Annotated in this window: 21 protein-coding genes; 7 read left to right on the forward strand and 14 right to left on the reverse strand. The window is 66.6% G+C overall.

What is annotated here, in order from left to right:
• The first annotated feature begins 140 nt into the window (after positions 1-140).
• From ACWKWX_RS22305 to ACWKWX_RS22315, 3 genes are all read left to right on the forward strand, one after another.
• The gene (locus tag ACWKWX_RS22305; protein WP_416424535.1) at positions 141-848 is read left to right on the forward strand and encodes a GntR family transcriptional regulator; all 708 of its coding nucleotides are present in this window, start codon (positions 141-143) and stop codon (positions 846-848) included.
• A 448-nt stretch (positions 849-1,296) separates the two neighbouring features.
• Entirely contained in the window at positions 1,297-2,196 is a 900-nt protein-coding gene (gene lpxO / locus ACWKWX_RS22310; RefSeq protein ID WP_483828948.1) for a lipid A hydroxylase LpxO, read from the forward strand.
• A 237-nt stretch (positions 2,197-2,433) separates the two neighbouring features.
• Positions 2,434-4,098 (forward strand): FMN-binding glutamate synthase family protein, encoded by a 1,665-nt coding sequence (locus ACWKWX_RS22315; protein WP_483828949.1) that lies wholly within the window; start codon positions 2,434-2,436, stop codon positions 4,096-4,098.
• A 716-nt stretch (positions 4,099-4,814) separates the two neighbouring features.
• Here ACWKWX_RS22315 and ACWKWX_RS22320 read toward each other — a convergent pair.
• The 3 genes from ACWKWX_RS22320 to ACWKWX_RS22330 form a co-directional block, all read right to left on the reverse strand.
• Positions 4,815-6,032, reverse strand: a complete 1,218-nt coding sequence (locus ACWKWX_RS22320) for a multidrug effflux MFS transporter (protein ID WP_483828950.1) — start codon at positions 6,030-6,032, stop codon at positions 4,815-4,817.
• A gap of 31 nt (positions 6,033-6,063) precedes the next feature.
• Complete coding sequence (locus tag ACWKWX_RS22325; protein ID WP_416424541.1) at positions 6,064-6,198, reverse strand: hypothetical protein; 135 nt, start codon at positions 6,196-6,198, stop codon at positions 6,064-6,066.
• Between the two features lie 111 nt (positions 6,199-6,309).
• Complete coding sequence (locus ACWKWX_RS22330) at positions 6,310-6,579, reverse strand: DUF2790 domain-containing protein (RefSeq protein ID WP_483828951.1); 270 nt, start codon at positions 6,577-6,579, stop codon at positions 6,310-6,312.
• A 233-nt stretch (positions 6,580-6,812) separates the two neighbouring features.
• On the opposite strand from ACWKWX_RS22330, the gene ACWKWX_RS22335 reads away from it, so the two are divergent.
• Together ACWKWX_RS22335 and ACWKWX_RS22340 are read left to right on the forward strand one after the other, a co-directional pair.
• Positions 6,813-7,553: a response regulator gene (locus ACWKWX_RS22335; protein ID WP_483828952.1), complete on the forward strand. Its 741-nt coding sequence runs from the start codon at positions 6,813-6,815 to the stop codon at positions 7,551-7,553.
• The gene (locus ACWKWX_RS22340) at positions 7,550-8,854 is read left to right on the forward strand and encodes an ATP-binding protein (protein WP_416424544.1); all 1,305 of its coding nucleotides are present in this window, start codon (positions 7,550-7,552) and stop codon (positions 8,852-8,854) included. The genes ACWKWX_RS22335 and ACWKWX_RS22340 overlap by 4 nt, the downstream gene beginning before the upstream one ends.
• A 72-nt stretch (positions 8,855-8,926) precedes the next feature.
• On the opposite strand, the gene katB is transcribed toward ACWKWX_RS22340, so the two are convergent.
• From katB to ACWKWX_RS22355, 3 genes are all read right to left on the reverse strand, one after another.
• The gene (gene katB / locus ACWKWX_RS22345) at positions 8,927-10,420 is read right to left on the reverse strand and encodes a catalase KatB (protein WP_416427398.1); all 1,494 of its coding nucleotides are present in this window, start codon (positions 10,418-10,420) and stop codon (positions 8,927-8,929) included.
• 232 nt (positions 10,421-10,652) lie between these two features.
• Entirely contained in the window at positions 10,653-12,275 is a 1,623-nt protein-coding gene (gene treA, locus ACWKWX_RS22350) for an alpha,alpha-trehalase TreA (protein ID WP_473002378.1), read from the reverse strand.
• 61 nt (positions 12,276-12,336) lie between these two features.
• Positions 12,337-13,863, reverse strand: a complete 1,527-nt coding sequence (locus tag ACWKWX_RS22355) for an MFS transporter (RefSeq protein WP_483828953.1) — start codon at positions 13,861-13,863, stop codon at positions 12,337-12,339.
• A 102-nt stretch (positions 13,864-13,965) separates the two neighbouring features.
• Between ACWKWX_RS22355 and ACWKWX_RS22360 the strand changes: the two genes are divergently transcribed.
• The gene (locus tag ACWKWX_RS22360) at positions 13,966-14,859 is read left to right on the forward strand and encodes a LysR family transcriptional regulator (protein WP_483828954.1); all 894 of its coding nucleotides are present in this window, start codon (positions 13,966-13,968) and stop codon (positions 14,857-14,859) included.
• A 95-nt stretch (positions 14,860-14,954) separates the two neighbouring features.
• Here the strand turns inward: ACWKWX_RS22360 and ACWKWX_RS22365 are convergent, their stop codons facing one another.
• Positions 14,955-15,155, reverse strand: a complete 201-nt coding sequence (locus ACWKWX_RS22365) for a hypothetical protein (protein WP_416424548.1) — start codon at positions 15,153-15,155, stop codon at positions 14,955-14,957.
• A gap of 189 nt (positions 15,156-15,344) precedes the next feature.
• On the opposite strand from ACWKWX_RS22365, the gene ACWKWX_RS22370 reads away from it, so the two are divergent.
• Positions 15,345-17,228: a methyl-accepting chemotaxis protein gene (locus tag ACWKWX_RS22370; RefSeq protein WP_483828955.1), complete on the forward strand. Its 1,884-nt coding sequence runs from the start codon at positions 15,345-15,347 to the stop codon at positions 17,226-17,228.
• Between the two features lie 189 nt (positions 17,229-17,417).
• Here the strand turns inward: ACWKWX_RS22370 and ACWKWX_RS22375 are convergent, their stop codons facing one another.
• The 7 genes from ACWKWX_RS22375 to ACWKWX_RS22405 all read right to left on the reverse strand — a co-directional run bounded on the left by ACWKWX_RS22375 (position 17,418) and on the right by ACWKWX_RS22405 (position 24,402).
• Positions 17,418-18,428, reverse strand: a complete 1,011-nt coding sequence (locus ACWKWX_RS22375) for an aldo/keto reductase (protein ID WP_483828956.1) — start codon at positions 18,426-18,428, stop codon at positions 17,418-17,420.
• A 122-nt stretch (positions 18,429-18,550) separates the two neighbouring features.
• A complete protein-coding gene (locus ACWKWX_RS22380) occupies positions 18,551-19,330 on the reverse strand; it encodes a carboxymuconolactone decarboxylase family protein (RefSeq protein ID WP_483828957.1) in 780 nt (259 codons plus the stop codon).
• On the reverse strand, positions 19,327-19,806 hold the full coding sequence (locus tag ACWKWX_RS22385; RefSeq protein ID WP_483828958.1) for a (R)-mandelonitrile lyase: 480 nt from the start codon (positions 19,804-19,806) through the stop codon (positions 19,327-19,329). Before ACWKWX_RS22385 ends, ACWKWX_RS22380 begins: the two co-directional genes overlap by 4 nt.
• A gap of 17 nt (positions 19,807-19,823) precedes the next feature.
• Complete coding sequence (locus ACWKWX_RS22390) at positions 19,824-20,537, reverse strand: carboxymuconolactone decarboxylase family protein (RefSeq protein WP_483828959.1); 714 nt, start codon at positions 20,535-20,537, stop codon at positions 19,824-19,826.
• 16 nt (positions 20,538-20,553) lie between these two features.
• A complete protein-coding gene (locus ACWKWX_RS22395; RefSeq protein WP_416424554.1) occupies positions 20,554-21,318 on the reverse strand; it encodes an SDR family NAD(P)-dependent oxidoreductase in 765 nt (254 codons plus the stop codon).
• 24 nt (positions 21,319-21,342) lie between these two features.
• Positions 21,343-22,560 (reverse strand): multidrug effflux MFS transporter, encoded by a 1,218-nt coding sequence (locus tag ACWKWX_RS22400; RefSeq protein ID WP_483828960.1) that lies wholly within the window; start codon positions 22,558-22,560, stop codon positions 21,343-21,345.
• 171 nt (positions 22,561-22,731) lie between these two features.
• Positions 22,732-24,402, reverse strand: a complete 1,671-nt coding sequence (locus ACWKWX_RS22405; protein ID WP_483828961.1) for an NAD-dependent malic enzyme — start codon at positions 24,400-24,402, stop codon at positions 22,732-22,734.
• Positions 24,403-24,405 lie beyond the last annotated feature (3 nt).

The following is a 24,405-nucleotide window of genomic DNA, read 5'->3' on the forward strand; positions in this document are numbered from 1 at the left end:
ATTTATATTTTATAAGACCAAAGTCGACCAAACGCACGCTTCGACAAGCAACAGATATACATTCACGCGCAGGAATATATATTTTATGGGCGATGGGGTATGCTGTCGGCTCAGGCGACCCACACAGGAACTGGCGCACCGTGAACCTTCCCCTCCCCTGGCCCCCGGCTGCTGACAACGGCGACAAGCGCACCATGGCCTCGCAGCTCGAAGTGCGCGTGCGCCAGGACATCATCAACGGCCGGCTGGCGCCGGGCAGCAAGCTGCGGCTCAAGGAACTGGCCGAGTCCTATGACGCCGGTGTCATCCCGCTGCGCGAGGCGCTGTCGCGGCTGGCGGCGATTGGTTTCATCACCGTGGAAGACCAGAAGGGTTTTCGCGTGGGGCAGATCTCTGCCGAAGAGATCCGCGACATCACCAACGCGCGGCTGCACATCGAGACCAAGGCCCTGGCCGAGTCGATTCTGCAGGGCGATGTGGAATGGGAAACCCAGCTGATCGCCGCCCACCACCGGCTGGACCGGCTGGAACTGGTGGAAGGCCCCGAGCGCGCCATGCGCCCGGAATGGGAAGAGGCGCACAACGCCTTTCACAGCGCGCTGATTGCCGGCTGCCGCTCGGCCTGGCTGCAACGCTTCGCCACCACCCTGCGCGACCAGACCGCGCGCTACCGCCTGCTGGCGGTGCACTACCCTGACGCGGCCAAACGCGACATCCCCGGTGAGCACCGGCAGCTGCTGCATGCCTGCCTGAGCAAGGATGTGGGCCGCGCCTGCGAGCTGCTGCGCGCCCACTACGAAGCCACCACCCAGAGCGTGCTGGACCACGAGCGCCTGGCACGCCGCTAGCCGCCCACCCCTGGCATTACGCCCGTAGCAGCGGCCGAAGGCCGCGTCCGCAGGCGCCGCGTATTTTCAGGCCCACCGCGCTGCGGCCGGACGCCGCCTGCGGCAGCTGCTACGGGGCGCTGTGGATGGGCTGGTTGGCCTGCCACGCAGTGTCGTAGCCTTGGGCGTGGCCGGCCAGGCTTGCCTTCGGCATCGATCGAATATTAGCGTCAGCCCGGGAAAATGAAGATTTCATCATGGACAACAGCGAACTTGATCCTCTCGCCAGGCCAGGGTAACCCTGACCTGGATCACAGTCAGGTGAAATTGCATCCCAGACTTTCGCCCACTACTTCCCCCGACATAAGGTTCGGTTATACTGGGCGGCGACTTCCACGCGTTGAATTCCACTTCTCCTACATTAATGTGGCCAGATCCCTGGTATCGGTCCCACTTAAAACGATCAGTCATGAAATTTATCATTCTCGCTTTATTCGTTTGCTCCATCGCCTTCGTGCACTTTCGCGGGCGCGTGCGGCACAAGTTCACGCGGCAACTGAGCGACCATTCCAGTTTCCTGGCCCCGGTCAATGCGTTCCTCTACCTGTTCTCCAAGTTGCCGGCACGCCCGTACCTGGATACCCGTGACTTCCCCGACCTTGCGCCACTGCAGCAACACTGGGAAGAAATTCGCGAAGAAGGCGTGCGGCTGATGGAAATGGGCGAGATCAAGCGCTCCGCCGGCCACGACGACGTGGGTTTCAACTCGTTCTTCAAGACTGGCTGGAAACGCTTCTACTTGAAGTGGTACGGCGAGAGCCACCCTTCGGCCAGCGAGCTGTGCCCGCGCACCACCGAACTGCTGGCCGGCATTGGCTCGGTCAAGGCCGCCATGTTCGCTGCCCTGCCGCCTGGCTCGCGCCTGGTACGCCACCGCGACCCCTACGCTGGCTCGTACCGCTACCACCTGGGCCTGGACACCCCCAACGACCCGGCCTGCTACATCAACGTGGACGGCGAGAACTACTACTGGCGCGACGGCGAGCCGGTGATGTTTGACGAGACCTACATCCACTACGCGGAAAACAAGACCGAGCAGAACCGCATCATCCTGTTCTGCGACGTCGAGCGGCCGCTGAAATACCGCTGGGCCACGGCGTTCAACCGCTGGTTCAGCTTCAACGTGATGGCGGCCGCAGCGGCCCCAAACAGCGAAGGTGACAAGACCGGCGGCATCAACCGCCTGTTCAGCCGCATCTACAAGGTCCGCGAGCGCGGCAAGGCACTGAAAAAGCGCAACCGTGCCCGTTACTACGCCGAGAAATGGGCAGTGGTGGCGCTGTTCGTGCTGCTGTTCATCTATATCTGATCGCCCATGGCGCCCTTTGCAATAAAGGGCGCCGCGCAACTACTTGCAATTCACGTAACAGTCTTTTCCAACTTCAGGCCTGCACTGCACGCACCCCATCGTGTACTGTGCACCTCGATCTGATTTACCCCGCTTGTTCCGCTTAGTTGCACTTCCCTCATAATTAAAAGCCTGCTGCGCCGTGGCGGTGTGAGTGTGCCTGCCCCACTGTTTCATGGCCGCCTGATGGAGCTCCTGATGAAACCGTCGCTACTTGGCCGATATGCGCTATTCGTCTTTTGCCTGCTGTTTACCATTGCCTGCCTGCCGTTTCTGGGCGCCGGCGGCTGGCTGCTTGCCGCGTTCGCCGTGACCGCCGTGTTGAGCCTGGTGGGCATCAATGACCTGCTGCAAAGCCACCATGCCGTGCGCCGCAACTACCCCATCCTCGGCAATGTACGTTATTTGGTGGAAACCATCCGCCCAGAGATCCGCCAGTACCTGCTGGAAGGCGATGACGAACGCCTGCCCTTCTCCCGCAGCCAGCGTTCGCTGGTGTACGCACGCTCGAAAAACCAGGTGTCGGAGAAAGCCTTCGGTACCCTGACCGACGTGTACCAACCCGGTTTCGAGTTCATCAGCCACTCCATGCTGCCCAGCGACGCCTGCGACCCGGAGCAGTTCCGCGTGGTGGTCGGCGGCCCGGCCTGCCTGCAGCCCTACAGCGCCTCGGTGTTCAATATTTCCGCCATGAGCTTCGGCGCCCTGAGCGCCAACGCCATCCGCGCGCTGAACAAGGGCGCGCGCCTGGGCAACTTCGCCCACGACACCGGCGAAGGCAGCATCAGCCCCTACCACCGCGAGTTCGAGGGCGACCTGATCTGGGAAATCGGCAGCGGCTACTTCGGCTGCCGTACCCTGGACGGCCGCTTCGACCCGGTGCGCTTCGCCGACCAGGCGCGCCAGCCCCAGGTGAAGATGATCGAAATCAAGCTCAGCCAAGGCGCCAAGCCCGGCCACGGCGGCATCCTGCCGCAACACAAGGTGACCGCGGAAATTGCCCAGACCCGCGGCGTGGGCATGGAGGCCGACTGCGTATCGCCGTCGCGCCACAGCGAGTTCAGCACCCCCACCGAACTGCTGGCGTTCATCGCCACCCTGCGCAAGCTGTCGGGCGGCAAGCCGGTGGGCTTCAAGTTCTGCCTGGGCCACCCCTGGGAGTTCATGGCCATCGTCAAGGCCATGCTCAAGACCGGCATCCAGCCTGATTTCATCGTCATCGACGGCAAGGAAGGCGGCACCGGCGCCGCGCCGCGCGAGTTCACCGACAACATCGGCATGCCCCTGCGCGAGGGCCTGCTGTTCGTGCACAACACCCTGGTGGGCGCAGGCTTGCGCCAGAGCATCAAGCTGGGCGCCAGCGGCAAGATCGTCAGCGCCTTCGACATCGCCAGCGTGCTGGCCATCGGCGCCGACTGGGTGAACGCTGCCCGCGGCTTCATGTTCGCCATTGGCTGCATTCAGTCGCAGAGCTGCCACACCAACAAATGCCCCACCGGAGTGGCCACCCAGGACCCGCTGCGCCAGCGCGCCCTGCACGTGCCGGACAAGGCCGAGCGGGTGCACAACTTCCACCGCAACACCCTGGCGGCGCTGGGTGAAATGCTCAGCGCGGCGGGGCTCAGCCACCCGGCGCAGTTGCAGGCCAAGCACCTGGTGCGCAGGACCACCACCACCGAGGTGCGGTTGTTCTCGCAGATTCATGTGTTCCTGGCGCCGGGGGAGTTGCTGGGGGACAGCATCAGCGCGGAGTTTTATGCGCGGATGTGGCGCATGGCCAATCCGGAAAGCTTCGCGCCGGTTGTGGTTGAGGCGCCGGGCAAGGCAGAGGCGTTGCATGTCGAGGCACTGGAAGAAGCCTGACGGCGCGCGCCACGGCTGTTGATCTGCTTGTGACTTGCTTTTGATCTGGCTTTTGATCTTGATCTGGCTTTTGATCTTGCTTGTGATCTTGATTGTATGCCCCGTAAAGCGCCCGGGCCGACGGGAGGCGTCGATCAACGGGCTGCCCGAAGGGCCGAGGCCGCAGGCCGAAGAGACGGTAACCCGCAGGCTTCTATAGCGGGTGCCGTCTGCCCGTTGAGCGGCGCCGGAAGGAGGGGACCCGTAGCGCAGCGGAGGGCCCAAGCAGGGGCAAGCCTTTTTTGCTTACTTTTTGTGGCGTTTGACAAAAAGTGAGTCGCCGTAAGGGCGAAACGGTCGGTGGTCTCGCCGCGAAAATGGATATGTTCAGAATCTCAAAAGCAGGATCGTGAACATATCCATTATCAACAGTGCTGCTGAATCACCTTTCCGGCCTTACGCCGGGTCACTTTTTGACAAACGCCTCAAAAAGTAACCAAAAAAGGCTTGCCCCTGCTTGGTCCCTACGCTTCGCTGCGGGTCCCCTCCCTCCGGCGTCGCCCAAGCGGCCGACGGCCCGGAATAGAAGCGCCTCCGGTTCCGTCTTCCCCGGCTACGCCGTGGACCGCTCGGCCGACGCCTCCAGTCGGCCCTGGCGCTTTACGGGGCACACAATCAAGATCAAAGGCCGCACGGGATCAAGATCACAAGCCGTGCGCGGTGTGTCGGCCTACACATCACACCATCGCCGCAACCTCCACCTCCCTACTCCGCCGTGCCACCATCCCCAGGCTAAACGCCACCAACCCCAGCAACGCCGCCGTACTGAGCACCACCGCCGCCGCCAACGCCGGATCCCGGCCAAAGCCCACGGCATAGGTGCACAACGCCCCCACCGCCATCTGCCCAAACCCATACAGCCCGGCCGCCGAACCCACCAGGTGCGCGTCCACCCCCAGCGCCCGGCTCATGGCCGCCGGGCTGGCCAGGCCGGCGCCCACGGCGAACAGGCTGACCAGGCCGACAATCCAGGCCACCGACACGGCGCCGCTGGCCACCACCAGCAAAAGGCTCGCGGCACTGCCCAGGCTCAACCAGGCCCCGGCCATCAGCAACCGGTCCGCCGACACGCTGCGGATCAACCGCCGCGTCAACGCATTGCCCACCGACATGCCGACGATCAACAGGCCCAGGTAAATCCCCACCTCGCTCAACGGCCGGTGCAGCTCGGTACCAATGATGAACGGCGCGGCAGCGATAAAGGCGTAGATGGCGGTGGTCATGCACGCGCCACCGATGGCGAAGCCCAGGAACACCGGCGAACGCAGCAGTTGCGTGTAGTCGCGGGCCAGGGCCCGGGCGCTGACCTGGCCGGTGGGCGAACCGGTTTCGGGCAGCAGCCGCCAGGTGCACAGCAGGGTGACGGCGCCCAGGCTGGCCAGTACCACGAAGATCGCCCGCCAGCCCAGGTGCTCGCTGATCAGCGAGCCAATCAGCGGCGCAAAGCCGGGCCCTACCATCATCATCAGGTTGAGCATGGCCAGGTCGCGCACCGCGTCGTCCAGCTTGGCGCCGTCGCGCACGATGGCACGGCCCAGGGCCAGCCCGGCGCAACCGCCCAGGGCCTGCACCAGGCGCGCCAGCACCAGGGTGTGGACGTCGCCGGCGAACACCGCGCAGCAACCGGCCACGGTGTACAGGCCCAGGCCCACCAGCAGCATCGGCCGGCGGCCGAGGCCATCGGACAGCGGCCCGTAGGCCAGCTGCCCGAACGCCAGGCCCAGGATGTAGATGCTGATGGTGCGTTGCATGGCGGCGCTGTCCACCCCCAGCGCCGTGGCGGCGGCAGGCAGCGCCGGGACGAACATGTGCATGGCCAGGGTGCCGCTGATGGTGATCAGCACCAACAGCCACAAGGGGGCGCGGGGGACGAGCGGCGAAGCGGGCGTGGACATATAGATAGCAGCCTAACTAATAGGCTGCCAACTATAGAGAACCGCCCTCCTCCTTGTCTACGTGTCGCTTGTCGCCACTGTCACGCAGCAGGTCATAGAGGACGGTCGCGGGGCCCAGTATCGCAATCACGACCAGCGCGATCAGGCCGATAGTCGAATGGTTCATGGTCAATCCCTGCCATGCTGGCTGATGGCTCAAGAATCCTCCCAACCGCGGGACCTTGGCAACCGCTTTTACCGAGTCTTTACGCCTGTTCGTCTACCGTTCAACTGCGGTTCAATCTCCCAGGTTGCAGGCTTCGGCCATGCGGCGGTAGTTGAGCACGTGTTCCTGGTTGTGCGAGTCCAGGTAGGTCATGTGTGCGCCCACCACCTGGCAGGTCAGGGAATTGTCGGCGTTGTCGGCCAACACTTTCTGGATGTCCATGTGCTGGCCGTAGTGGTAGGTGTCCTGGATCGGGGCGGTGGCGGCCTGGGCGGCAACGGCGCCGAAGCTGGCGGCGGCGAACACAGCGATGGCGCTGATGGTTTTGATGTACAGGTTCATGGTGGTGCCCTCAATCATTCAATTCGCTAGTAAGGTGGCCACTGCTGTTGGGTGGCCGTGGTGCTATTGAATGCCTTGGGGGTATCTGCAATGTGTCACGCAAGGCCCCGAAAACAGGGGTTTTGCACCACTGTGTGTCTGGCGTGGCGGCAGATACACTGCAATACAAAGCCGGACAAGCAAAGGCCGTTGCGCTGGGTAGAATGCCGGCAACCGCCCAACGAGGAGCTGTCATGGAGCATGTGGACCACATTCTGATCGTCGACGACGATCGCGAGATCCGTGAGCTGGTGGGCAACTACCTGCAGAAGAACGGCCTGCGCACCAGCGTCGCCGGTGACGGCCGGCAGATGCGCAGCGTGCTGGACGACACCCCGGTGGACCTGATCGTGCTGGACATCATGATGCCGGGCGACGACGGCCTGCTGCTGTGCCGGGAGCTGCGCGCCGGCAAGCACAAGGCCATCCCGGTGCTGATGCTGACCGCCCGCAACGACGAGACCGACCGCATCATCGGCCTGGAGATGGGCGCCGACGACTACCTGACCAAGCCCTTCGCCGCCCGCGAACTGCTGGCGCGCATCAACGCCGTGCTGCGCCGCACGCGCATGCTGCCGCCCAACCTGCAGGTCACCGAGGCCGGCCGGCTACTGGCGTTCGGCCAATGGCGGCTGGACACCAGCGCCCGCCACCTGCTGGACGCCGAGGACACCCTGGTGGCGCTGAGCGGCGCCGAATACCGGCTGCTGCGGGTGTTTCTCGACCACCCGCAGCGGGTGCTCAACCGCGACCAGCTGCTGAACCTGACCCAGGGCCGCGACGCCGACCTGTTCGACCGTTCCATCGACCTGCTGGTCAGCCGCCTGCGCCAGCGCCTGCTGGATGACGCCCGCGAGCCGGCCTATATCAAGACCGTGCGCAGCGAAGGCTACGTGTTCTCCATGCCGGTGCAAGTGCTCGGGGCGCCGGCATGAGGACCTGGTTCCCGTGGCCGCGCACCCTGGCCTCGCGGCTGTCGCTGATTTTCCTCGCCGGGCTGGTGCTGGCCTATGGGCTGTCGTTCGGCGCCCAGTACTGGGAGCGCTACCTGAGCTCCGAGTCGATGATGCACAAGACCATGGAGCGCGACGTGGCCACCGGCGTGGCGATCCTCGACCACCTGCCCGCCGACCAGCGGGCCGAGTGGATACCGCGCCTGGAGCGCCAGGTGTACCGCTTCGAGCTGGGCGACGGCAGCGGCGGCCAGCCGTTGCCCGTGCAGCGCCTGCCCCACGCCGGCCAGGCCATTCTCACCGGGCTGAACAACAGCCACGGCCTGCGCTTCACCCACACGGTGGACCCGCGCGAAACCTTCCAGGCCCACCTGCGCCTGAACGACGGCACGCCGGTGACCATCGACGTACACCCCTCCTCCATGCCCATTCCCCAGTGGCTGCCGATCATGCTGCTGATCCAGCTGGCCGTGGTGTGGGCCTGCACCTGGGCCGCGGTGCGCATGGCCACCCGGCCGTTGACCCGCCTGGCCAGCGCCGCCGAGGCCCTGGACCCCAACAGCAGCGGCCAGCGCCTGGACGAAAGCGGCCCCATGGAGGTCACCCACGCGGCCTCGGCGTTCAACGCCATGCAGGACCGCATCGCCGCCTACCTCAAGGAACGCATGCAGCTGCTGGGCGCCATCAGCCACGACCTGCAGACACCGCTGACGCGCATGAAGCTGCGGGCCGAATTCATGGACGACGGGGTGGAGAAGGACAAGCTGTGGCACGACCTCAGCGAGATGGAACACCTGGTGCGCGAGGGCGTCGCCTACGCCCGCACCCTTCATGGCGCTACCGAGGCCAGCTGCCGCATCGACGTCGACGCCTTCCTGCAAAGCCTGGTGTTCGACTACCAGGACGTCAACCAACCGGTGACCCTGGCGGGCAACAGCCTGGCGCAGATCGACACCCGGCCCCAGGCGTTGCGGCGCATCCTCTCGAACCTGGTGGACAACGCCTTGAAATTTGCCGGCGACGTCAGCCTGGGCAGCGTCCGCGCCGCCGATGGCAGCGTGACCATCGACGTGCTGGACAACGGCCCCGGCATTGCCGAGGAGCAGCTGCAGGAGGTGTTCAAGCCCTTCTACCGCCTGGAAAACTCGCGCAACCGCGACACCGGCGGCACCGGCCTGGGCCTGGCCATCGCCCACCAGCTGACCCTGGCCATTGGCGGCACCCTGACCCTGAGCAACCGCACCAGCGGCGGGTTGTGCGCGCAGTTGCATTTGCCGGCGTAGGTGCCGGGACGCAGCCTGCGGCAGCTGCTACGGGGTGAATTCCCGCAGGCCGCGTCCCGGAGGCCGCACAGGTCAATCGCTCAACTGCGCCGCCAGCGCCTTGACCTTGGCCAGGTCACCGCCCGCCACCTTCGCCACGCCCGTGCCATAGGCCGGATCGGCCTTGTACAGGTACGACAGCATGATGTCCTTGCTTTCGGCATCGGTACCCGCCAGCGACTCACCAAAGCTTTGAATCAGGTCGTGCTGCTCCTTGGCGCTGTAGGAGCGGTACAACTCGCCGGTCTGCTTGAAGTTCTGCTCGCGCTGGATCTTCGCCTGCTGGGTGCTGCCGCCCAGGGGCGTCTGGCTGTAGCGCGCGTTCGGGTCGGCCGGGCGTGGGTTCAGGCGGCTGGGCTCGTAATTCACCCCGCCCAGCGTGCGGCCGCTGTTCATGGCGCCGTCCTGGTTGCCGTTGTTGACCGGGTTGCGCGGCTGGTTCACCGGCAGGCTCAGGCCATTAGGGCCCAGACGGTGCATCTGCGTATCGGCGTAGGAGAACAGGCGGCCTTGCAGCAGGCGGTCCTCGGAGGGCTCGATGCCGGGCACCAGGTTCGACGGTGCCATGGCCACCTGCTCGGTCTCCTGGAAGTAGTTGTCGACGTTTTTGTTCAAGGTCATCTGGCCGATCTTCTGCTCGGGCACATCGGGCCAGATCTTGGTGGCGTCCAACGGATCGAAGTCGTATTTGGCCAGGTCCTGGGGCTTGAGCACCTGGATATACAGGTCCCATTTGGGGAAGTCGCCCTGGTTGATGGCACTGACCAGGTCGTGGGTCATGTGCGCATAATCCTTGGCCTGCACCTGCGCCACCTGGGCCGGGTCGAGGTTCTTGATGCCCTGCAGGCTTTTCCAGTGGAACTTCACGTAGTGCACCTCGCCCTTGGCGTTCACCAGCTTGTAGGCGTGCACGCTGTTGCCGTCCATGAAGCGGTAGCCGGCCGGGGTGCCTTCGTTGGAGTACAGCAGGGTCAGGGTGCGGGTGGCCTCGGGTACGTGGGAGAAGAAATCGAAGCGGCGCGAGTCATCGTCCAGGTTGGTGCGCGGGTCGGGCTTGAAGGCGTGGACCATGTCCGGGAACTTGATGGCGTCGCGGATGAAGAAGGTCGGGAAGTTGTTACCCACCAGGTCCCAATTGCCGTCGGCGGTGTAGAACTTGGTGGCGAAACCGCGGGGGTCGCGCAGGGTTTCCGGCGAGTGGTTGCCGTGCACTACCGACGAGAAACGCACGAACACCGGGGTGTGTTCGCCCTGGCGGAACACCGTGGCCTTGCTCAGCGCGCTGATGTTGCTGGTGGCGACGAACTCACCGTGCACCCCGGTGCCACGGGCATGCACCACACGCTCGGGAATGCGCTCGCGGTCAAAGCGCTGGAGTTTCTGCAGCAGTTGCACGTCCTGCAGCAGCGTCGGGCCGTTGGGGCCGGCGGTCTGGGAGTTCTGGTTGTCGCCCACGGCGGCGCCGTTGTCGCGGGTCAGGGTGTCGGCGAACGCCGGTGAACAGGCCAGTACGGCCCAGGCGGTCATGCTCAGGGCATGGCCAGATAAGGTCTTGATTTTCATGGTTAATCCCTCATGGATCTTATGATGTGAAGAGCCAGTAGAGCCTAGAGAGGGAGTAACCGGATGCGTAAATTGTAAGAGCCTATGGGCCTCATTGAGAAAAATTTCCTAGCCCTGTGGGAGCTGGCTTGCCAGCGAGTTTTTGCGGCGCAGCCAACAAACCCGCTGGCAAGCCAGCCCCCACAGACTAAGCGGTCTATTTACCGGCGGTGTAAGCCGTCGAGTACTTTTGCAACAGTTTAAGGGTCACGCCGTTGGTCCAACCGAAGCCGTCCTGCAGCGCGTATTCACCCCCGCCGCCGCCCTGCCCCAACCCCGACAAGTCATACTTTTCCACCAGCTTGGACTGCACGCTGTACAGGTCCTGCACCTGGTGCAGGAAGCGCGTGCCGATCTGCGTGGCCAGGCCGGTTTCCTGGTAACGGCTCAGGCCCTGCACGGCCACCCATTGCAGTGGCGCCCAGCCATTGGGTTCGTCCCACTGCTGGCCGTTGCTGACCTGGGTAGTGGCTATGCCGCCGGGGCGCAGCAGGCCGTTGCGCACCGCCGCGGCGGTGGCCTTGGCGTGGGCGTCGGAGGCAAGGCCGGTGTACAACGGGAACAGCGCCGCTGCGGTCAGGGCCGGGCGCGGCTGCTGGGCGCGCCAGTCGTAGTCCACGTAGTAGCCGCCGGCGCTGTTCCACAGGTGCGCCTCGATGGCCACCTGGCGCTGCTGGGCGCGCTGCTCGAAGCTCTGCGTGCAGGCGCTGTCGGCGGTGGTCTGGCAGGCCTTGGCGATGGTTTTTTCCAGGTGGTACATCAGGCTGTTGAGGTCCACCGGCACAATCGAGGTGGTGCGGATGGTTGCCAGGCTCTTGCCGTCGCCCAGCCAGCGCGAGCTGAAGTCCCAGCCGCTTTCGGCGCCAGCGCGCAGGTCACGCCACACCTGCTCCTTGGGCTGGCCGGCGGCCTGCTCGGCGGTCTTCACGTCCTGCAGCCAGGACTCCTGGCGCGGCGTGGCGCTGGCGTCCCAGTAGCGGTTGAACAGGCTGCCGTCCGGCAGCTTCACCACGTGCTCGATGGCCTGCCCGGGCTTGAGCGCCTGGGCGCCCTGCATCCAGTAGGCGTATTCCTTCTGCAGTTGTGGCAGGTAGCGGCCGTAGGCCTGGTCGCCCTCGATGCGCGCTTCCAGGTCCACCATGTAGGCGAAGAACGGCGGCTGCGAGCGGCTCAGGTAGTAGGTGCGGTTGCCGTTGGGAATGTGGCCGTAGGTGTCGATCATGTAGGCGAAGTTGTCGACCATCTGCCGCACTTGGGCCTTGTCGCCGCTCTGCTCCAGGCCCAGCATGGTGAAGTACGAGTCCCAGTAATACATCTCACGGAAGCGCCCGCCGGGCACCACGTAGGGCTGTGGCAGCGGCAGCAGGCTGCTGTATTGCGGCACCTCGCTGTAGCTGCGGCTGAGCACCGGCCACAGCTTGTCGATGTGTTCCTTGATTGGCGCGCCGGGTTTCGGCGCTGGGCTGTCGGCTTCGCCGGACTCGATGAAATTGGCGCTGACGAAGGCCTTCAGGTCGAAGCCCGAGCGCTCGCGCTGGGCCAGGTAGTCAGCGCGGATACGCGCCGGGTCACGCTTGGGCAGGGCATCGACGAAGTGCTTCTGGTCGGTGAACACCTGGCCGCGCTGCACCGCTTCGAACAGTTCCGGGTAGGCCTGGTCGGGCGGCAACGCCTGGCGGTTGGCGGCATCGTTGGCGCCCCACATGGCGCCGGGCTGGGTGGAACAGGCGGCCACCAGCAGGGCGGCGCAGGTCAGGCTGGTAAAGTGCAGAGGTCGCATGGGCAGACTCCTTGTCGGGTCGTTGGCAACATGCAAGTGACCGCCCGGCGCGCGTGCAGGTTCAGTCGGATTCGACAGCCACGGCCTTGGTTGCGCCCAGCCGCTGGCGTTCACCCAGGAACAGCAGCACCACGGCGGCCGACACCAGGGTAATGGCCATGAGCACCCAGGTCAGCTCGGTGAAGGCGCTGGCCGCCGCCTGCACCAGCGCCGCCCGGGGCACCTGGGGCAAGGCCAGCACGGCCTGGCGCAGGTCGCCGGCGCCCAGGTACTGCGCAGCGCGGGTCAGCGCCTCAGGCTGCGCCGGCGGCAACTGCCGGGCAATCAAGCCGCTGTTCACCGCCGTCACTACCGCCAGTGCAATGCCCTCGCCTGCCACCCGCGTGGTGCTGAAGATGCCCGTGGCCATGCCGGCGCGCTCCTTGGGCACCACGCTCACCGACAGGCCGTCCATCAGCCCCCACGGCAGGCCCGTGCCGACACCGATCACCAGCATCGGCGCCACCCAGGCACCGGCACCCTGCCCTGGCGCGATGCGCCCCAGCCACCACAGGCCTGCCGCGGCAATGGCCAGCCCCAGGGCGCAGATCACCCCGGCGGAGGCGAAGCGGGTCAACCACGCCGCCACGCCCGGCACCACCAGCATCGGCGCGCACAGGGCCAGCATGGCCAGGCCGGCGTCGAGTTCGCTGCGGCCCTCGATGCCGACGAAACGCAAAGGCAGCGCCACCAGCAGCACCACGAAGCAGTAGCAGGTGGCGATGGGCAGCAGCTGCACGCCGAGGAAGCGTGGGTAGCGGAACAGCGTCAGGTCCAGCATCGGCCGCGCGGCGCGGCGCTGGCCGGCAACGAACGCCGCCAGCAGCAACCCCGCCGCCGCCAGCTTCGCCAGCACCGGGGTGCTGGCCCAGCCGCTGACCGGCACCTGCATGATTGCCCAGGTCAACAGCCCCAGGGCGCTGCTGAACAGCAGTGTGGCCAGCCCATCCAGGCGCCCGGCCGCCGGGTCGCGGGACTCGCGCAGGTAGCGGCGGCCCAGCACCAGGGCCACCGCGCCAATCAGCGCGGCGCTGAAGAATACCGCACGCCAGCCCCACTGGCTGATCAGCCAGCCCGACAGCATCGGCCCCAGCGCCAGGCCCACGCCGAAACTGGTGCCCAGCGCGCTGTAGGCACGGGTGCGCGCCGGGCCGTCGAACAGGTCCGCCAGCGCGGCCGAGCCACCCGCCAACGCTGCGGCCGCCGCCACGCCCTGCAGGCCGCGCAGCACATCCAGCACGGCCACGCTGGGCGCCGCGCCCAGGGCCAGCGACACCAGCACGTACAGGGCCACGCCGCCAACGAACAGGCGCCGGCGGCCGTAGGTATCGGCCAAGGTACCGGCCGCTAGCAGCAGGCTGCCGAAGGTCAGCATGAAGGCGTTGGTGATCCACGCCAAGGCCAGCGGGCTGCCGCCCAGGTCGTGGCCGATGGCCGGGGTGGCGATGGCCCCGGCGGAGAAGCTCAGGGGCAGGATGACCGCCGCCAGGCACACGGCCAGCAGGCCGTACCGCGCCGTCGAAGGGTGGAGAGCTGTCATGGGAAACATCCTGTAGCCATTAGCGAAAGCCCGAGGATAGGATGGCGGGGATCCTGGGAAAAACAGGCCAGCCGTCCCGTCTAACCGGACAAAATGTCCGCAAAGGTGCTTATGGAAAGCCTCAGCGGCTTGACCGCTTTCGTCCGCGCCGCCGAGCTGCGCAGCTTTGTCGCCGCCGCCCAGCGCCTGGAAATTTCTGCCTCGGCGGTGGGCAAGAGCATTGCCCGGCTGGAAGAGAGTCTGGGCGTGCGCCTGCTCAACCGCAGCACCCGGCACATCAGCCTCACCGAGGCCGGCGAGCTGTTCTACGCCCGCTGCAGCCGCGTGGTGGCGGAACTGGAGGAGGCTCAGGCCGAGCTGTCACGGCAACGCGAGGTACCCCGCGGCCGGCTGCGCATCAGCCTGCCGGCGCTGGGCTATCGCATGCTGTTGCCGATCCTGCCGGAATTTACCCGCCGCTACCCCGAGATCGAGCTGGACCTGGACTTCAGCGACCGCATGGTCGACGTGATCGCCGACGGCATGGACGCCGTGATCCGCAGCGGTGACGTCCTCGACTCGCGCCTCAAGGCCCGCACCCTGGGCGCCTTTCGCCTGGTGCTGGTGGGCGCGCCCGGCTATTTCGCCACGCGTGGCATCCCCTCCACGCCGGAACAACTGCGCGACCATGCCTGCCTGTTCTACCGCTTCCACAGCAACGGCCAGCTGCAGCCCTGGACCTTCGAGGGCCGCGCAGGCCTGCCGCCACTGGAGCTGCCGGGCACCTTGACCTTCAACAACGTCGAGGCGCTGATCGGCGCGGCCGTGGGCGGCCTGGGGGTGGCCTACCTGCCGGACTTCGCCGTGGGGCAGTACCTGCGCGACGGCAGCCTGGTGAGCATTCTCGATGAGCGCCTGGTGGCCGGCGGCACGTTTTCGCTGCTGTGGCCGGGCAGCCGGCAGCCGTTGCCCAAGCTGCGCGCGTTCATCGATTTCCTCGCCGAGCACCTGGTACTGGGCCCCTAACCGCAGCCCCGTAGCAGCTGCCGAAGGCTGCGTCCGGCGGCGGGCCTGCTGAAACGCGTTGGCCAGGACGCAGCCTGCGGCAGCTGCTACGGGGGTCAGTGTGGTTCTTGCGCTACCCGGCAGCCCTTGCGGTTGCGAATTTCCTCATCCGTGGGCCGCACCGGGTCAAAGCGGAACGTGCGGTCGGAGTACACCTCCAGCCAGCCCCAGTCGCAGGTGCTCTCGTCCTGCCCGGGCGCAGGCGGCCGTGCCCACCAGGGTTCGCGGCTGATCAGGGTGCGAGGGGCAGGCTTCATGGTCGATTCCTCGTGCAGATGCGTACCTGCAAGCATAGACCTCGCACATCGCCCGCAAATTCGCCACTGAAACCGGTTACAAAAAGTCTGACCAGTGGCCTTCAGTCCTGCCTGGGGATGCCGATAGCTTCCTAACGAACCCCTGAATGCGCTTCGCGTTCACGTTCGCACTGCCAAGCAAGGTGCTCTATGAAGTTGACCCTAGGAAAAAAACTGGCCCTGTCGGCCAGCGTCGCGCTGCTGTTGGTCGGCTGCAGCCTGACCGCACTGCACTACGTGGAAAGCCGCGACAACATTGAAACCGGCATTGCCCAACAGGTGAGCAACACCGGCAAGGTGTTCGCCGCCAACGTCAATTACTGGCTGACCAGCAAGCAGATGGCCATGGCCTCGGTGGTGGCCGGCGCCAGTGACGACACGCTGCTGGCACAGCTGCAGCAGGCCAAGGTCTCCGGCGGTTTCGACAACGTGTTCCTGGCCCGCCCCGACGGCAGCCAGATCAACGCCAACGGCGCCACCCTGCCGTCCGACAACAACGACCCGCGCAAGTGGAAGTGGTACCAGCAGGCGCTGCTGGCGCCGAACGAGGTGTACTTCTCGACGCCGTCGGTGGCCGCCGCCACGCAAAGCTATGTGCTGTCGCTGGGCAAGGTGCTGGCGCGCAACGGTAGCACCCTGGGGGTGCTGGGCGCCGACGTCAGCATGGGCGAGATCCTCGGCCAGCTGAAACAGATCAAGCTGCCGGGCAACGGCTCGGCGTTCTTCGTCGACCACGACGGCATCATCCTCGGCCATAACGATAAAAACGCCCTGGACAAGCCGGTCGACAGCCTCTACCCCGCCCTCACCAGCACGACCCTGCAGTCGCTGGCGGCCAGCGATGGCGAGAAGTTCCTGATCGATGACAAGGGCGAGCGCCTGTACGTGATGCCTATCGAACACCAGCACGAAAAGCTGGTGCTGGTGCTGGACAACGACGTGCTGCTGGCCCCGCTGCACCGCAGCCTGTGGGTGGCCCTGGGCACCCTGGTGGTGATCCTGGTGCTGTCGCTGTTGGTGGTCAACGCCCTGTGCGTGTGGCTGCTGCGCCCGCTGGGCGCCATGTCCCGTGGCCTGCAGGTGATCGCCAGCGGCGACGGCGACCTGACCCAGCGCATCGCCCAGCAGTCCGACGACGAGGTGGGCGACCTGGGCCGGCACTTCAACCAGTTCGTCGGCAGCCTGCACACCCTGATCGGCCACGTGCGCCACCAGGCGGTGGAGATCGGCCAGGAGTCCACCAGCGTGCTCAACCGCAGCAGCGACGCCGCCCAGAGCCTGGAACGCCTGCAACAGGAATTGACCCTGGTGGCCACCGCCGTCACCGAAATGGCTTCTGCCACCCAGGAAATCGCCGGCAACGCCGAACGCACCGCGGTGTCGGCACAGCAGTCGTCGGTCAGCAGCCTGAAAGGCCTGGAACTGGTGCGCAAGACCCAGGGCTCGATCGTCGACCTGTCCAGCGAAATCAGCGCTGCCACCCGGGTGGTCAACGAGCTGAGCGAGTACTCGCAGTCCATCACCAGCGTGCTCACCAGCATCCAGAGCGTGGCCGAGCAGACCAACCTGCTGGCCCTCAACGCGGCCATCGAAGCGGCCCGCGCCGGCGAGCACGGCCGTGGCTTCGCGGTGGTGGCCGACGAGGTGCGCATGCTGTCCCAGCGTACCCAGGAGTCGACCAAGTCGATCCAGGCCACGGTCAGCAACATCCAGCGCATCACCGACGACGCCGTGGAACGCATGGCCAACAGCACCGGCCTGGCCGAACGCAGCGTCGCCGACGCCCAGCAGGCCTACGCCTCGCTCGAGGAGATCACCGAGGCGGCCAGCGAGATCTCCGGCATGTCCCAGCAGATCGCCTCCGCCGCCGAGGAACAGTCCTCGGTGACCGAGGAAATCACCCGCAACGTGGTCACCATCAAGACCCTGGGCGAGGACCTGGTGGAAGGCTCGCTGGACGCCGAGAAACAGTCGCGGTCGCTGCAGGAACATGCCAGCGACCTGAACGGCAAGGTGGCACGGTTTATTCTTTGACCGCGGCGCCTGGTGGCCGCTGCTACTTCATGTGGGAGCGGGCTCTGCCCGCGAAGGCCGCACCGCACATTACCTGCCAGACCGCAGCGTTCTTTTCGCGGGCAGAGCCCACTCCCACAGAAGGCGGCCATTGCTACACCCGCTTTGCGTAGCAGCTGCCGCAGGCTGCGTCCGGCCCCGACGCAATCTTTACCGCACGCAGCGCCCTTCCACCGGGTAATTAGGGTCGGTAAAGCCATGGGTCGAGGCATGCCCTGGCACCACCAGGCTGTCCACCAACTGCTCGTCGTCCGGCCCCAATTCAAGCGCCAGCGCCTGCATGTAGCTGTCCCAATGGGCCTCGGTCCGCGGCCCGGCGATGGCGGCGCTGACCAGCTGATTTTTCAACACCCAGGCAATCGCAAAGGCAATCGAGGTGGTGCCCCGCGCCGCCGCGTGGTCGGCGATGGCCTGGGCCACGCGCAACGACTCGGGGCGCCATTCGGTCTGCTGGATGCGTTTGTCGCCACGGCCCGCGCGGGAGTCGGCGGCCGGCGGCGTATCAACGCCATATTTACCGCTTAATACGCCACGGGCCAGCGGGCTGTAGGGCACCACGCCAATGCCGTAGTTGCCGGCCACCGGCAACTGCTCCACCTCGGCGCCACGGGTGACAATGTTGTACACCGGCTGGCTCACGGTAGGCCGCTGGATGCCCAGGGCATCAGCGATACGCACCATCTCGGCAATGCGCCAGGCGTGGAAGTTGGACACGCCGTAGTAGCGGATCTTGCCCTGGCGAATCAGGTCCTCTACCGCGCGCAGCCCCTCCTCCATCGGCGCGTCGGTGAGGGTGCGGTGGAAGTACAGGATGTCGATGAAGTCGGTGCCCATGCGCTTCAGCGCGCCTTCCACGTTCTGCATGATCCACTTGCGCGACTGGCCCTGCTCGTTGGGCCCGGCGATGGCGGACGACGGGTAGCCGAACTTGGTGGCCACCACCCAGCGGTCGCGCTGTTCGGCGATGGCCCGGCCGATGATCTGCTCGGAGCGGCCGGCGTGGTAGGCGTCAGCGGTGTCGATAAAGTTCACCCCGGCGGCAGCGGCCTTGTCGATGATGCGGCGTGAGGTGGGCTCGTCGGTCTCGCCGCCGAACATCATGGCGCCCAGGCACAGGGGCGAGACTTTCAGGGCGCTGCGGCCCAGGTAGCGGTAATTCATGAATAGACGTCCTCAAGCGTTGAAACGGTGCGCCACGCAAGCCGTGGCGCGTTTGATAGCATGCTAACCAAACAGCTGGTCATGATTAAGGTGGGACAACGGGATGCAGTCATGAGCCCTTCTCATGAGTCCCTGTGGGCTGGCTGCCGGCTGGCAAACACGCCGTTGACCACCGGCACCGCCGTGAACACGTTCGGCCACCCGGCGTAGAACGCCAGCTGCGTGAGCATTTCCGCGGCCTGCGGCTGGGTCAGGCCGTTGTCCATGGCGCGGTTCAGGTGGGCCGCCAATTGCCCCATCTGACCGTTGGCAATCAGCGCACTGACAGTGACCAGGCTCCGATCCCGGGGGGCCAGGCCGGGCCGCAGCCACAGGTCATGGAACAGCGCCGAACCGGTGTACTGCACCAGGCCAGGCGACACCGGCCCTGCCAGCTTGTCGACATAGGCTGCCCGTGCCTGTTCAGCAGCCTGGTCCAGCGGCAGCAACGGCGGTGACACCGGCGGCAGTTGCGCAGCCGTGATCCCGCGGCTGGCGAACACCTGCCGGGCGACCGGGATCGCCGCCGTGGCGGTGCCCCAACCGCTGTAGAACGCCAGGTGGTTGATGGTCTCCGACAACTCGCCAGGCGTGACGCCGTTGTCCAGCGCCAGGTTCAACTGCACAGCCAGCTCCGCCGGCTGGTTGCGCGCAATCAGCGCCGCCACGGTCACCAGGCTGCGGTCGCGGGGCGACAGGCCGGGGCGCCGCCACACCTCGCCCAGCAGCGCCTGGGTATTGTGGGCGAGCGCCGGTGATACGGCGCGTACATCGTCCAGGCTGGGGCCTTGGGGCTTGTCGTGAGCGGCACAGGCCGCCAGCAACAGTGACAGGGCGGTGGCGGCCACCTTCAAGCGCTTCATCGCGAGGCCTCGTATTGCGCGTCCGTCACCGGTTCCAGCCACTCCACGGTCTTGCCGCCCTGGGCCTCCTGGACGGCGATATGGGTCATGCCGGTGGTCGCCGTGGCGCCGTGCCAATGCTTCACGCCGGGCGGCGTCCAGATCACGTCGCCGGGCTTGATCACCTGCTTCAGCCCGCCCTCCTGTTGAATCCAGCCAGTGCCGGCGGTGACCACCAGGGTCTGCCCCATGGGGTGGGTGTGCCAGGCTGAGCGGGCACCCGGCTGGAACGTCACCGCCCCCGCCGACACCGTGGACGGCGCGCGCGCCGCGAACAGCGGGTCGATGCGCGCGTTGCCGACGAAATTGCCCGGCGCGCCCATGATCGCAGGCTGCTCGCCGTTCCTGACGATGCTCATGTTCTGCTCGTCGGAAGGTTCAGCAGCCAGGGCCGCTGTGCAGGTCATCATCGCGGTCAGTAACGTCAGTGCTCTCATGATTCACTCCTGCAGTATCAATGGCGGCTGGCAAACACATCCTTGAACACCGGCATGGCCGAGAACACGTTCGGCCAGCCGGCGTGGAACGCCAGCTGGGTCAGCAGTTCGCCCGCCTGGGCCTGGGTCAAGCCGTTGTCCATGGCGCGGTTGAGGTGGTAGGTCACCTGGGCCACCTGCCCGGCGCACACCAGCGCCGTCACCGTTACCAGGCTGCGGTCGCGCGGCGCCAGGGCCGGGCGCAACCACAGGTCGAGGAACAGGCAGTCGGTGGTGTGCTTGACCACGCCTGGGGCTACCTCGCCGAAGTTGGCGTTGACGGCGGTGGCGCGCTGGCGCTCGGCGGCTTCGTCCAGCGGCAGCGGCTCGCAGGCCACCGGCGGCAGGTCGTCGGCAGCCACCCCGTGCCGGACGAACACTGCCTTGGCCGGGAGTACCGCCGCCAGGGCATTGCCCCAGCCTGCATAGAACGCCAGGTGGGTGATGACCTCGGAGATCTCCGCCGGCTTGACGCCATGCTGCAAGGCCTGGTCAAGGGCCGGTTGCAGCTGCACCGCATGGTTGCGGGCGATGGCGGCGGCCACGGTGACCAGGCTGCGGTCGCGCGGGTTGAGGTCGGTGTTGCGCCACAGCGTGCCCTGCACCAGGGTCGCGGTGAAATGGCGCAGCGCAGGCGCCACGCTTTCAAGGTCGTCCAGCGATGGCTGGCAATCGGTGTGTTGCGGGTTCATGTTCACTGCCTCTCAATCAACGCATGATGAAGCCGCCGTCCACCGAGATGGACTGGCCGGTGACGTAGCTGGCACGGCGACTGCTGAGCCACAGCACCGCGTCGGCGATCTCTTCGGGGCGGCCGTGGCGGGCCATGGGGATGCTCTTGACCATCCCTGCCAGGGCTTCGCCCTGCCCGCTCGCCACCATCTGGTCGGCCATGGGCGTCCAGATCAGGCCCGGGCACACGGCGTTCACGCGGATGTTGCGCGCGGCGTATTCCAGCGCCGCGCTCTTGGTCAGGCCGAGCACGCCGTGCTTGGCCGCGTGGTAGTTGGCGCGCTCGGCGCCGCCCACCAGGCCGCCCAGGGACGAGCAGTTGACGATGCTGCCGCTGCCCTGCGCGCGCATGTGCTGCAGCTGGAACTTCATGCAGGCCCACACGCCGCGCAGGTTCACCGCCATCACCCGGTCGTAGTCCTCGACGCTGGCGTCGGCGGTTTCGGCGAGCAGGTTCTGGATGCCGGCGTTGTTGAACGCAGCGTCCAGCCGGCCCAGTTCGGCGACGGTCTGCTGGACCATCGCCTCGACCTGGGCGATGTCGGCCACGTCGCACTCGATGGCGATGGCCTTGTGGCCCGCGGCGTTCAGCTGCTCGGCGACGGCGCGGGCGGCCTCGCCGTGCCTGTCGGCCAGGGCCACGGCGGCGCCTGCCGCGGCGAACGCCTTGGCGGTGGCCAGGCCGATACCGGAGGCCGCGCCGGTGACCAGGGCCACCTGATTGTCAAAGTCGAGCGTCATGGAAGTTACCTCTGTTGGAGTGGATCAATGAGTTGTGGCGGTGCGCAAGACCCAGGCCGCGCTGGCCACGCAGCCCACGCCGCACAGCGCCAGCACCGCGCCCATGGGCCACGGCGTGCCGTCGGCGAACAGCGCCACCAGGGCCGAGCCGAGGATGCCCGCGCCGTATTGCATGGCCCCGGCCAGGGCCGAGGCGGAGCCGGCGAACTGGCCGGCGCCATTCAGCGCACCCGCCACCGAGTTGGCCACCACGAAGCCGGTGGACGAGGCGAACAGGAAGCAGCCCAGCACCAGCAACGGCAGCCCGCCGAAGCCCGCCCAGGTGTTGATGGCCACCAGCAGCCCGGCCACACCGGCCATCAACGCGCCCACCATCAGCAAGTGGTCGCTGTGGTAGTGCGCAAGCAGCCGGGCGTTGGCCAGGTTGGTGGCCATGACGCCGACGATGCCGGCGGCGAACAGCAGCCCGTAGAGCTGCGCGGGCACGTGGTGGTAGCCGATGTAGGCAAAGGGCGAACCGGCGATGTAGGCGAAGGTGCCGGCATAGAAGAACCCGCCGGTGGCGGCGTAGGCGAGAAAGCGCGGGTTGCGCAGCAGCGCGCCATAGCGGGCGACGATCGTCCCCAGCGAGGCCGGGGCGCGGCGCAACGCCGGCAGGGTCTCGGGCAACAGCAGCAGGCTGGCCAACGTCAGCAGGCCGACCAGCACCAGCACCCAGAAAATCGCCTGCCACGAGGCCAGGTGCAGGATCTGCCCGCCCAGCGTCGGGCCGGCCAGCGGCGCGATGGCCATGATGGTCATCAGTGTCGACATCTTCTGCGCCGCCGCGCGCCCCTGGTACAGGTCGCGCACCATGGCACGGGCCAGCACCACGTTGGCACAGGCGCCCACGGCCTGCACCACGCGCCAGCCGATCATGGCGTGGCCGTCGGCGGCCAGGGCGCAGCCGGCCGAGCCGATGATGAACAGCACCAGGCCCAGCGCCACCGGCAGGCGCCGGCCGAAACGGTCGCTGAACGGCCCCCAGAACAACTGGCCCAGGCTGAAGCCGATCAGGTAGCCGCTCACGGTCAATTCCAGGGTGCCACTGTCGGCGTGCAGCGCCTGGGCCATCACCGGCATGGCCGGCAGGTAGAGGTCGGTGGAAATCGAGGCGAAGGCCAGCAGCACGCTGAGGATCAGCAGCGTGCGCAAGCCGTGGTTGGCTGAGTCGGCAGTGGCGATGGCGGCCAATGGGCGCATGGGGGCTCCGTGGTGGTGTGGGTGCCGTGAATGCGGCTCACACTACGCAACGGACGAAGGCCTGAGTACCGGGGGAAAACGGGATGATCTGATGAGTGATACTCATCAATGCAGGCGCCGGGGCACCTGGCCGGGGTAGCCGCTGCCCGGGGCAGCGGCTACTTCGTGGGCTCAGCGGCGCTTGTACTGGCGGTACACCGGCCGCCAGAACTGCGCCTCGATGGCCGCCTTCAGGCTCGCATCATCCTGCGGCACGGCAACGCCATCGGCCTGCGCCGCCCTGGCCACGGCGAAGGCGATGCGCTGGCTGACCGTCTGCACTTCGCGCAGCGCCGGCAACATCTGCCCTTCCCGCGCGCAATCGGCCAGCGCCTGGGCCGAGGCCATCAGCATGCCGTCGGTGATGCGCGTGGCCTGGCTGACGATGGCGCCCAGGCCGACGCCGGGGAAAATGTAGGAGTTGTTGCATTGGGCGATGGGGAACACCTTGCCCAGCACCTCCACCGGCAGGAACGGGCTGCCGGTGGCCACCAGCGCCTGGCCGTGGGTCCATTGCAGGATGTCCTTGGGGTGCGCCTCGATCTGCGAGGTGGGGTTGGACAGCGGCATGACGATGGGCTGCGGGCAGCCTTGGTGCAGGGTCTCGATGATCTGCTGGGTGAACAGGCCGGCCTTGCCCGACACGCCAATCAGCACGCTGGGCCGGGCGTTGCTGACCACCTCCTGCAACGACGGCCAGTCACCGGTGTACTGCCAGCCCGCCAGGCTGTCGCTGTGGTGGGCCAGCCGCGCCTGGAAGTCGTAGAGGCCGGCCTGGCGGTCGGTGAGCAGGCCCTTGCTGTTGATCAGGAACACCTGCCGCCGGGCCTGGGCCTCGCTCACCCCTTCCAGCTGCATGGCGGCGATGATCTGCTCGGCAATGCCGCAGCCGGCGGAACCGGCGCCGACGAACGCCACCACCTGGTCCGCCAGACGCTGGCCCTTGACCTTGCACGCCGCCAGCAGGGTGCCAACGGTGACGGCGGCGGTGCCCTGGATGTCATCGTTGAAACAGCACAGCTGGTCGCGGAAACGGTCCAGCAGCGGCATGGCCTGGGCCAGCGCGAAGTCCTCGAACTGCACGATCGCCTTGGGCCAGCGGCGCTTCACGCCGTCGATGAAGGCCTGGACGAAATCGTCGTAGGCCTGGCCGCGCACCCGCTCGTGGCGCAGGCCGAAATACAGCGGGTCGGCCAGGCGCTCGGGGTTGTTGGTGCCCACATCCAGCACCACCGGCAGGGTGTGCGCCGGGCTGATGCCACCGCAGGCGGTGTACAGCGACAGCTTGCCGATGGGAATGCCCATGCCGCCCACGCCCTGGTCACCCAGGCCGAGGATGCGCTCGCAGTCGCTGACGACGATGACCTTGACGTTGTCCTTGGTGACGTTGTTGAGGATCTCATCGATGCGCTGGGCGTCGTCGATGCTGATGAACAGGCCGCGGTGGCTGCGGTAGATGCGCGAGAACTCCTGGCACGCCTTGCCCACCGTGGGCGTGTAGATGATCGGCAGCATGCGGTCCAGGTGGTCGTCCACCAGCTTGTAGAACAGGGTCTCGTTGAAGTCCTGGATGGAGCGCAGCAGCACGTGCTTTTCAAGGTCGGTGGAGCACCCCTCGAACTGCGCGAAGGCGCGGCGCGACTGCTCGTCGATGGTCTCGACGTGGGCGGGCAGCAGGCCCTGCAAGCCCAGTTCGGCGCGCTCCTGCGCGGTGAAGGCGGTGCCCTTGTTGAGCAGCGGCGTACCCAAAAGCGTGGGGCCGGCGAACGGCACCAGCAAGGGGCGTCTGGCGTGATCGGTCATGGT

The sequence above is a fragment of the Pseudomonas imperatae genome (assembly GCF_057128625.1).

Excerpts from the sequence above, each read along its gene's own strand:
- lpxO (WP_483828948.1), top strand. The coding sequence starts at position 1,297 with ATGAAATTTATCATTCTCGCTTTATTCGTTTGCTCCATCGCCTTCGTG.
- ACWKWX_RS22315 (WP_483828949.1), top strand. The coding sequence starts at position 2,434 with ATGAAACCGTCGCTACTTGGCCGATATGCGCTATTCGTCTTTTGCCTG.
- ACWKWX_RS22320 (WP_483828950.1), bottom strand. The coding sequence starts at position 6,032 with ATGTCCACGCCCGCTTCGCCGCTCGTCCCCCGCGCCCCCTTGTGGCTG.
- ACWKWX_RS22325 (WP_416424541.1), bottom strand. The coding sequence starts at position 6,198 with ATGAACCATTCGACTATCGGCCTGATCGCGCTGGTCGTGATTGCGATA.
- ACWKWX_RS22330 (WP_483828951.1), bottom strand. The coding sequence starts at position 6,579 with ATGAACCTGTACATCAAAACCATCAGCGCCATCGCTGTGTTCGCCGCC.
- ACWKWX_RS22335 (WP_483828952.1), top strand. The coding sequence starts at position 6,813 with ATGGAGCATGTGGACCACATTCTGATCGTCGACGACGATCGCGAGATC.
- ACWKWX_RS22340 (WP_416424544.1), top strand. The coding sequence starts at position 7,550 with ATGAGGACCTGGTTCCCGTGGCCGCGCACCCTGGCCTCGCGGCTGTCG.
- katB (WP_416427398.1), bottom strand. The coding sequence starts at position 10,420 with ATGACCGCCTGGGCCGTACTGGCCTGTTCACCGGCGTTCGCCGACACC.
- treA (WP_473002378.1), bottom strand. The coding sequence starts at position 12,275 with ATGCGACCTCTGCACTTTACCAGCCTGACCTGCGCCGCCCTGCTGGTG.
- ACWKWX_RS22355 (WP_483828953.1), bottom strand. The coding sequence starts at position 13,863 with ATGTTTCCCATGACAGCTCTCCACCCTTCGACGGCGCGGTACGGCCTG.
- ACWKWX_RS22360 (WP_483828954.1), top strand. The coding sequence starts at position 13,966 with ATGGAAAGCCTCAGCGGCTTGACCGCTTTCGTCCGCGCCGCCGAGCTG.
- ACWKWX_RS22365 (WP_416424548.1), bottom strand. The coding sequence starts at position 15,155 with ATGAAGCCTGCCCCTCGCACCCTGATCAGCCGCGAACCCTGGTGGGCA.
- ACWKWX_RS22370 (WP_483828955.1), top strand. The coding sequence starts at position 15,345 with ATGAAGTTGACCCTAGGAAAAAAACTGGCCCTGTCGGCCAGCGTCGCG.
- ACWKWX_RS22375 (WP_483828956.1), bottom strand. The coding sequence starts at position 18,428 with ATGAATTACCGCTACCTGGGCCGCAGCGCCCTGAAAGTCTCGCCCCTG.
- ACWKWX_RS22380 (WP_483828957.1), bottom strand. The coding sequence starts at position 19,330 with ATGAAGCGCTTGAAGGTGGCCGCCACCGCCCTGTCACTGTTGCTGGCG.
- ACWKWX_RS22385 (WP_483828958.1), bottom strand. The coding sequence starts at position 19,806 with ATGAGAGCACTGACGTTACTGACCGCGATGATGACCTGCACAGCGGCC.
- ACWKWX_RS22390 (WP_483828959.1), bottom strand. The coding sequence starts at position 20,537 with ATGAACCCGCAACACACCGATTGCCAGCCATCGCTGGACGACCTTGAA.
- ACWKWX_RS22395 (WP_416424554.1), bottom strand. The coding sequence starts at position 21,318 with ATGACGCTCGACTTTGACAATCAGGTGGCCCTGGTCACCGGCGCGGCC.
- ACWKWX_RS22400 (WP_483828960.1), bottom strand. The coding sequence starts at position 22,560 with ATGCGCCCATTGGCCGCCATCGCCACTGCCGACTCAGCCAACCACGGC.
- ACWKWX_RS22405 (WP_483828961.1), bottom strand. The coding sequence starts at position 24,402 with ATGACCGATCACGCCAGACGCCCCTTGCTGGTGCCGTTCGCCGGCCCC.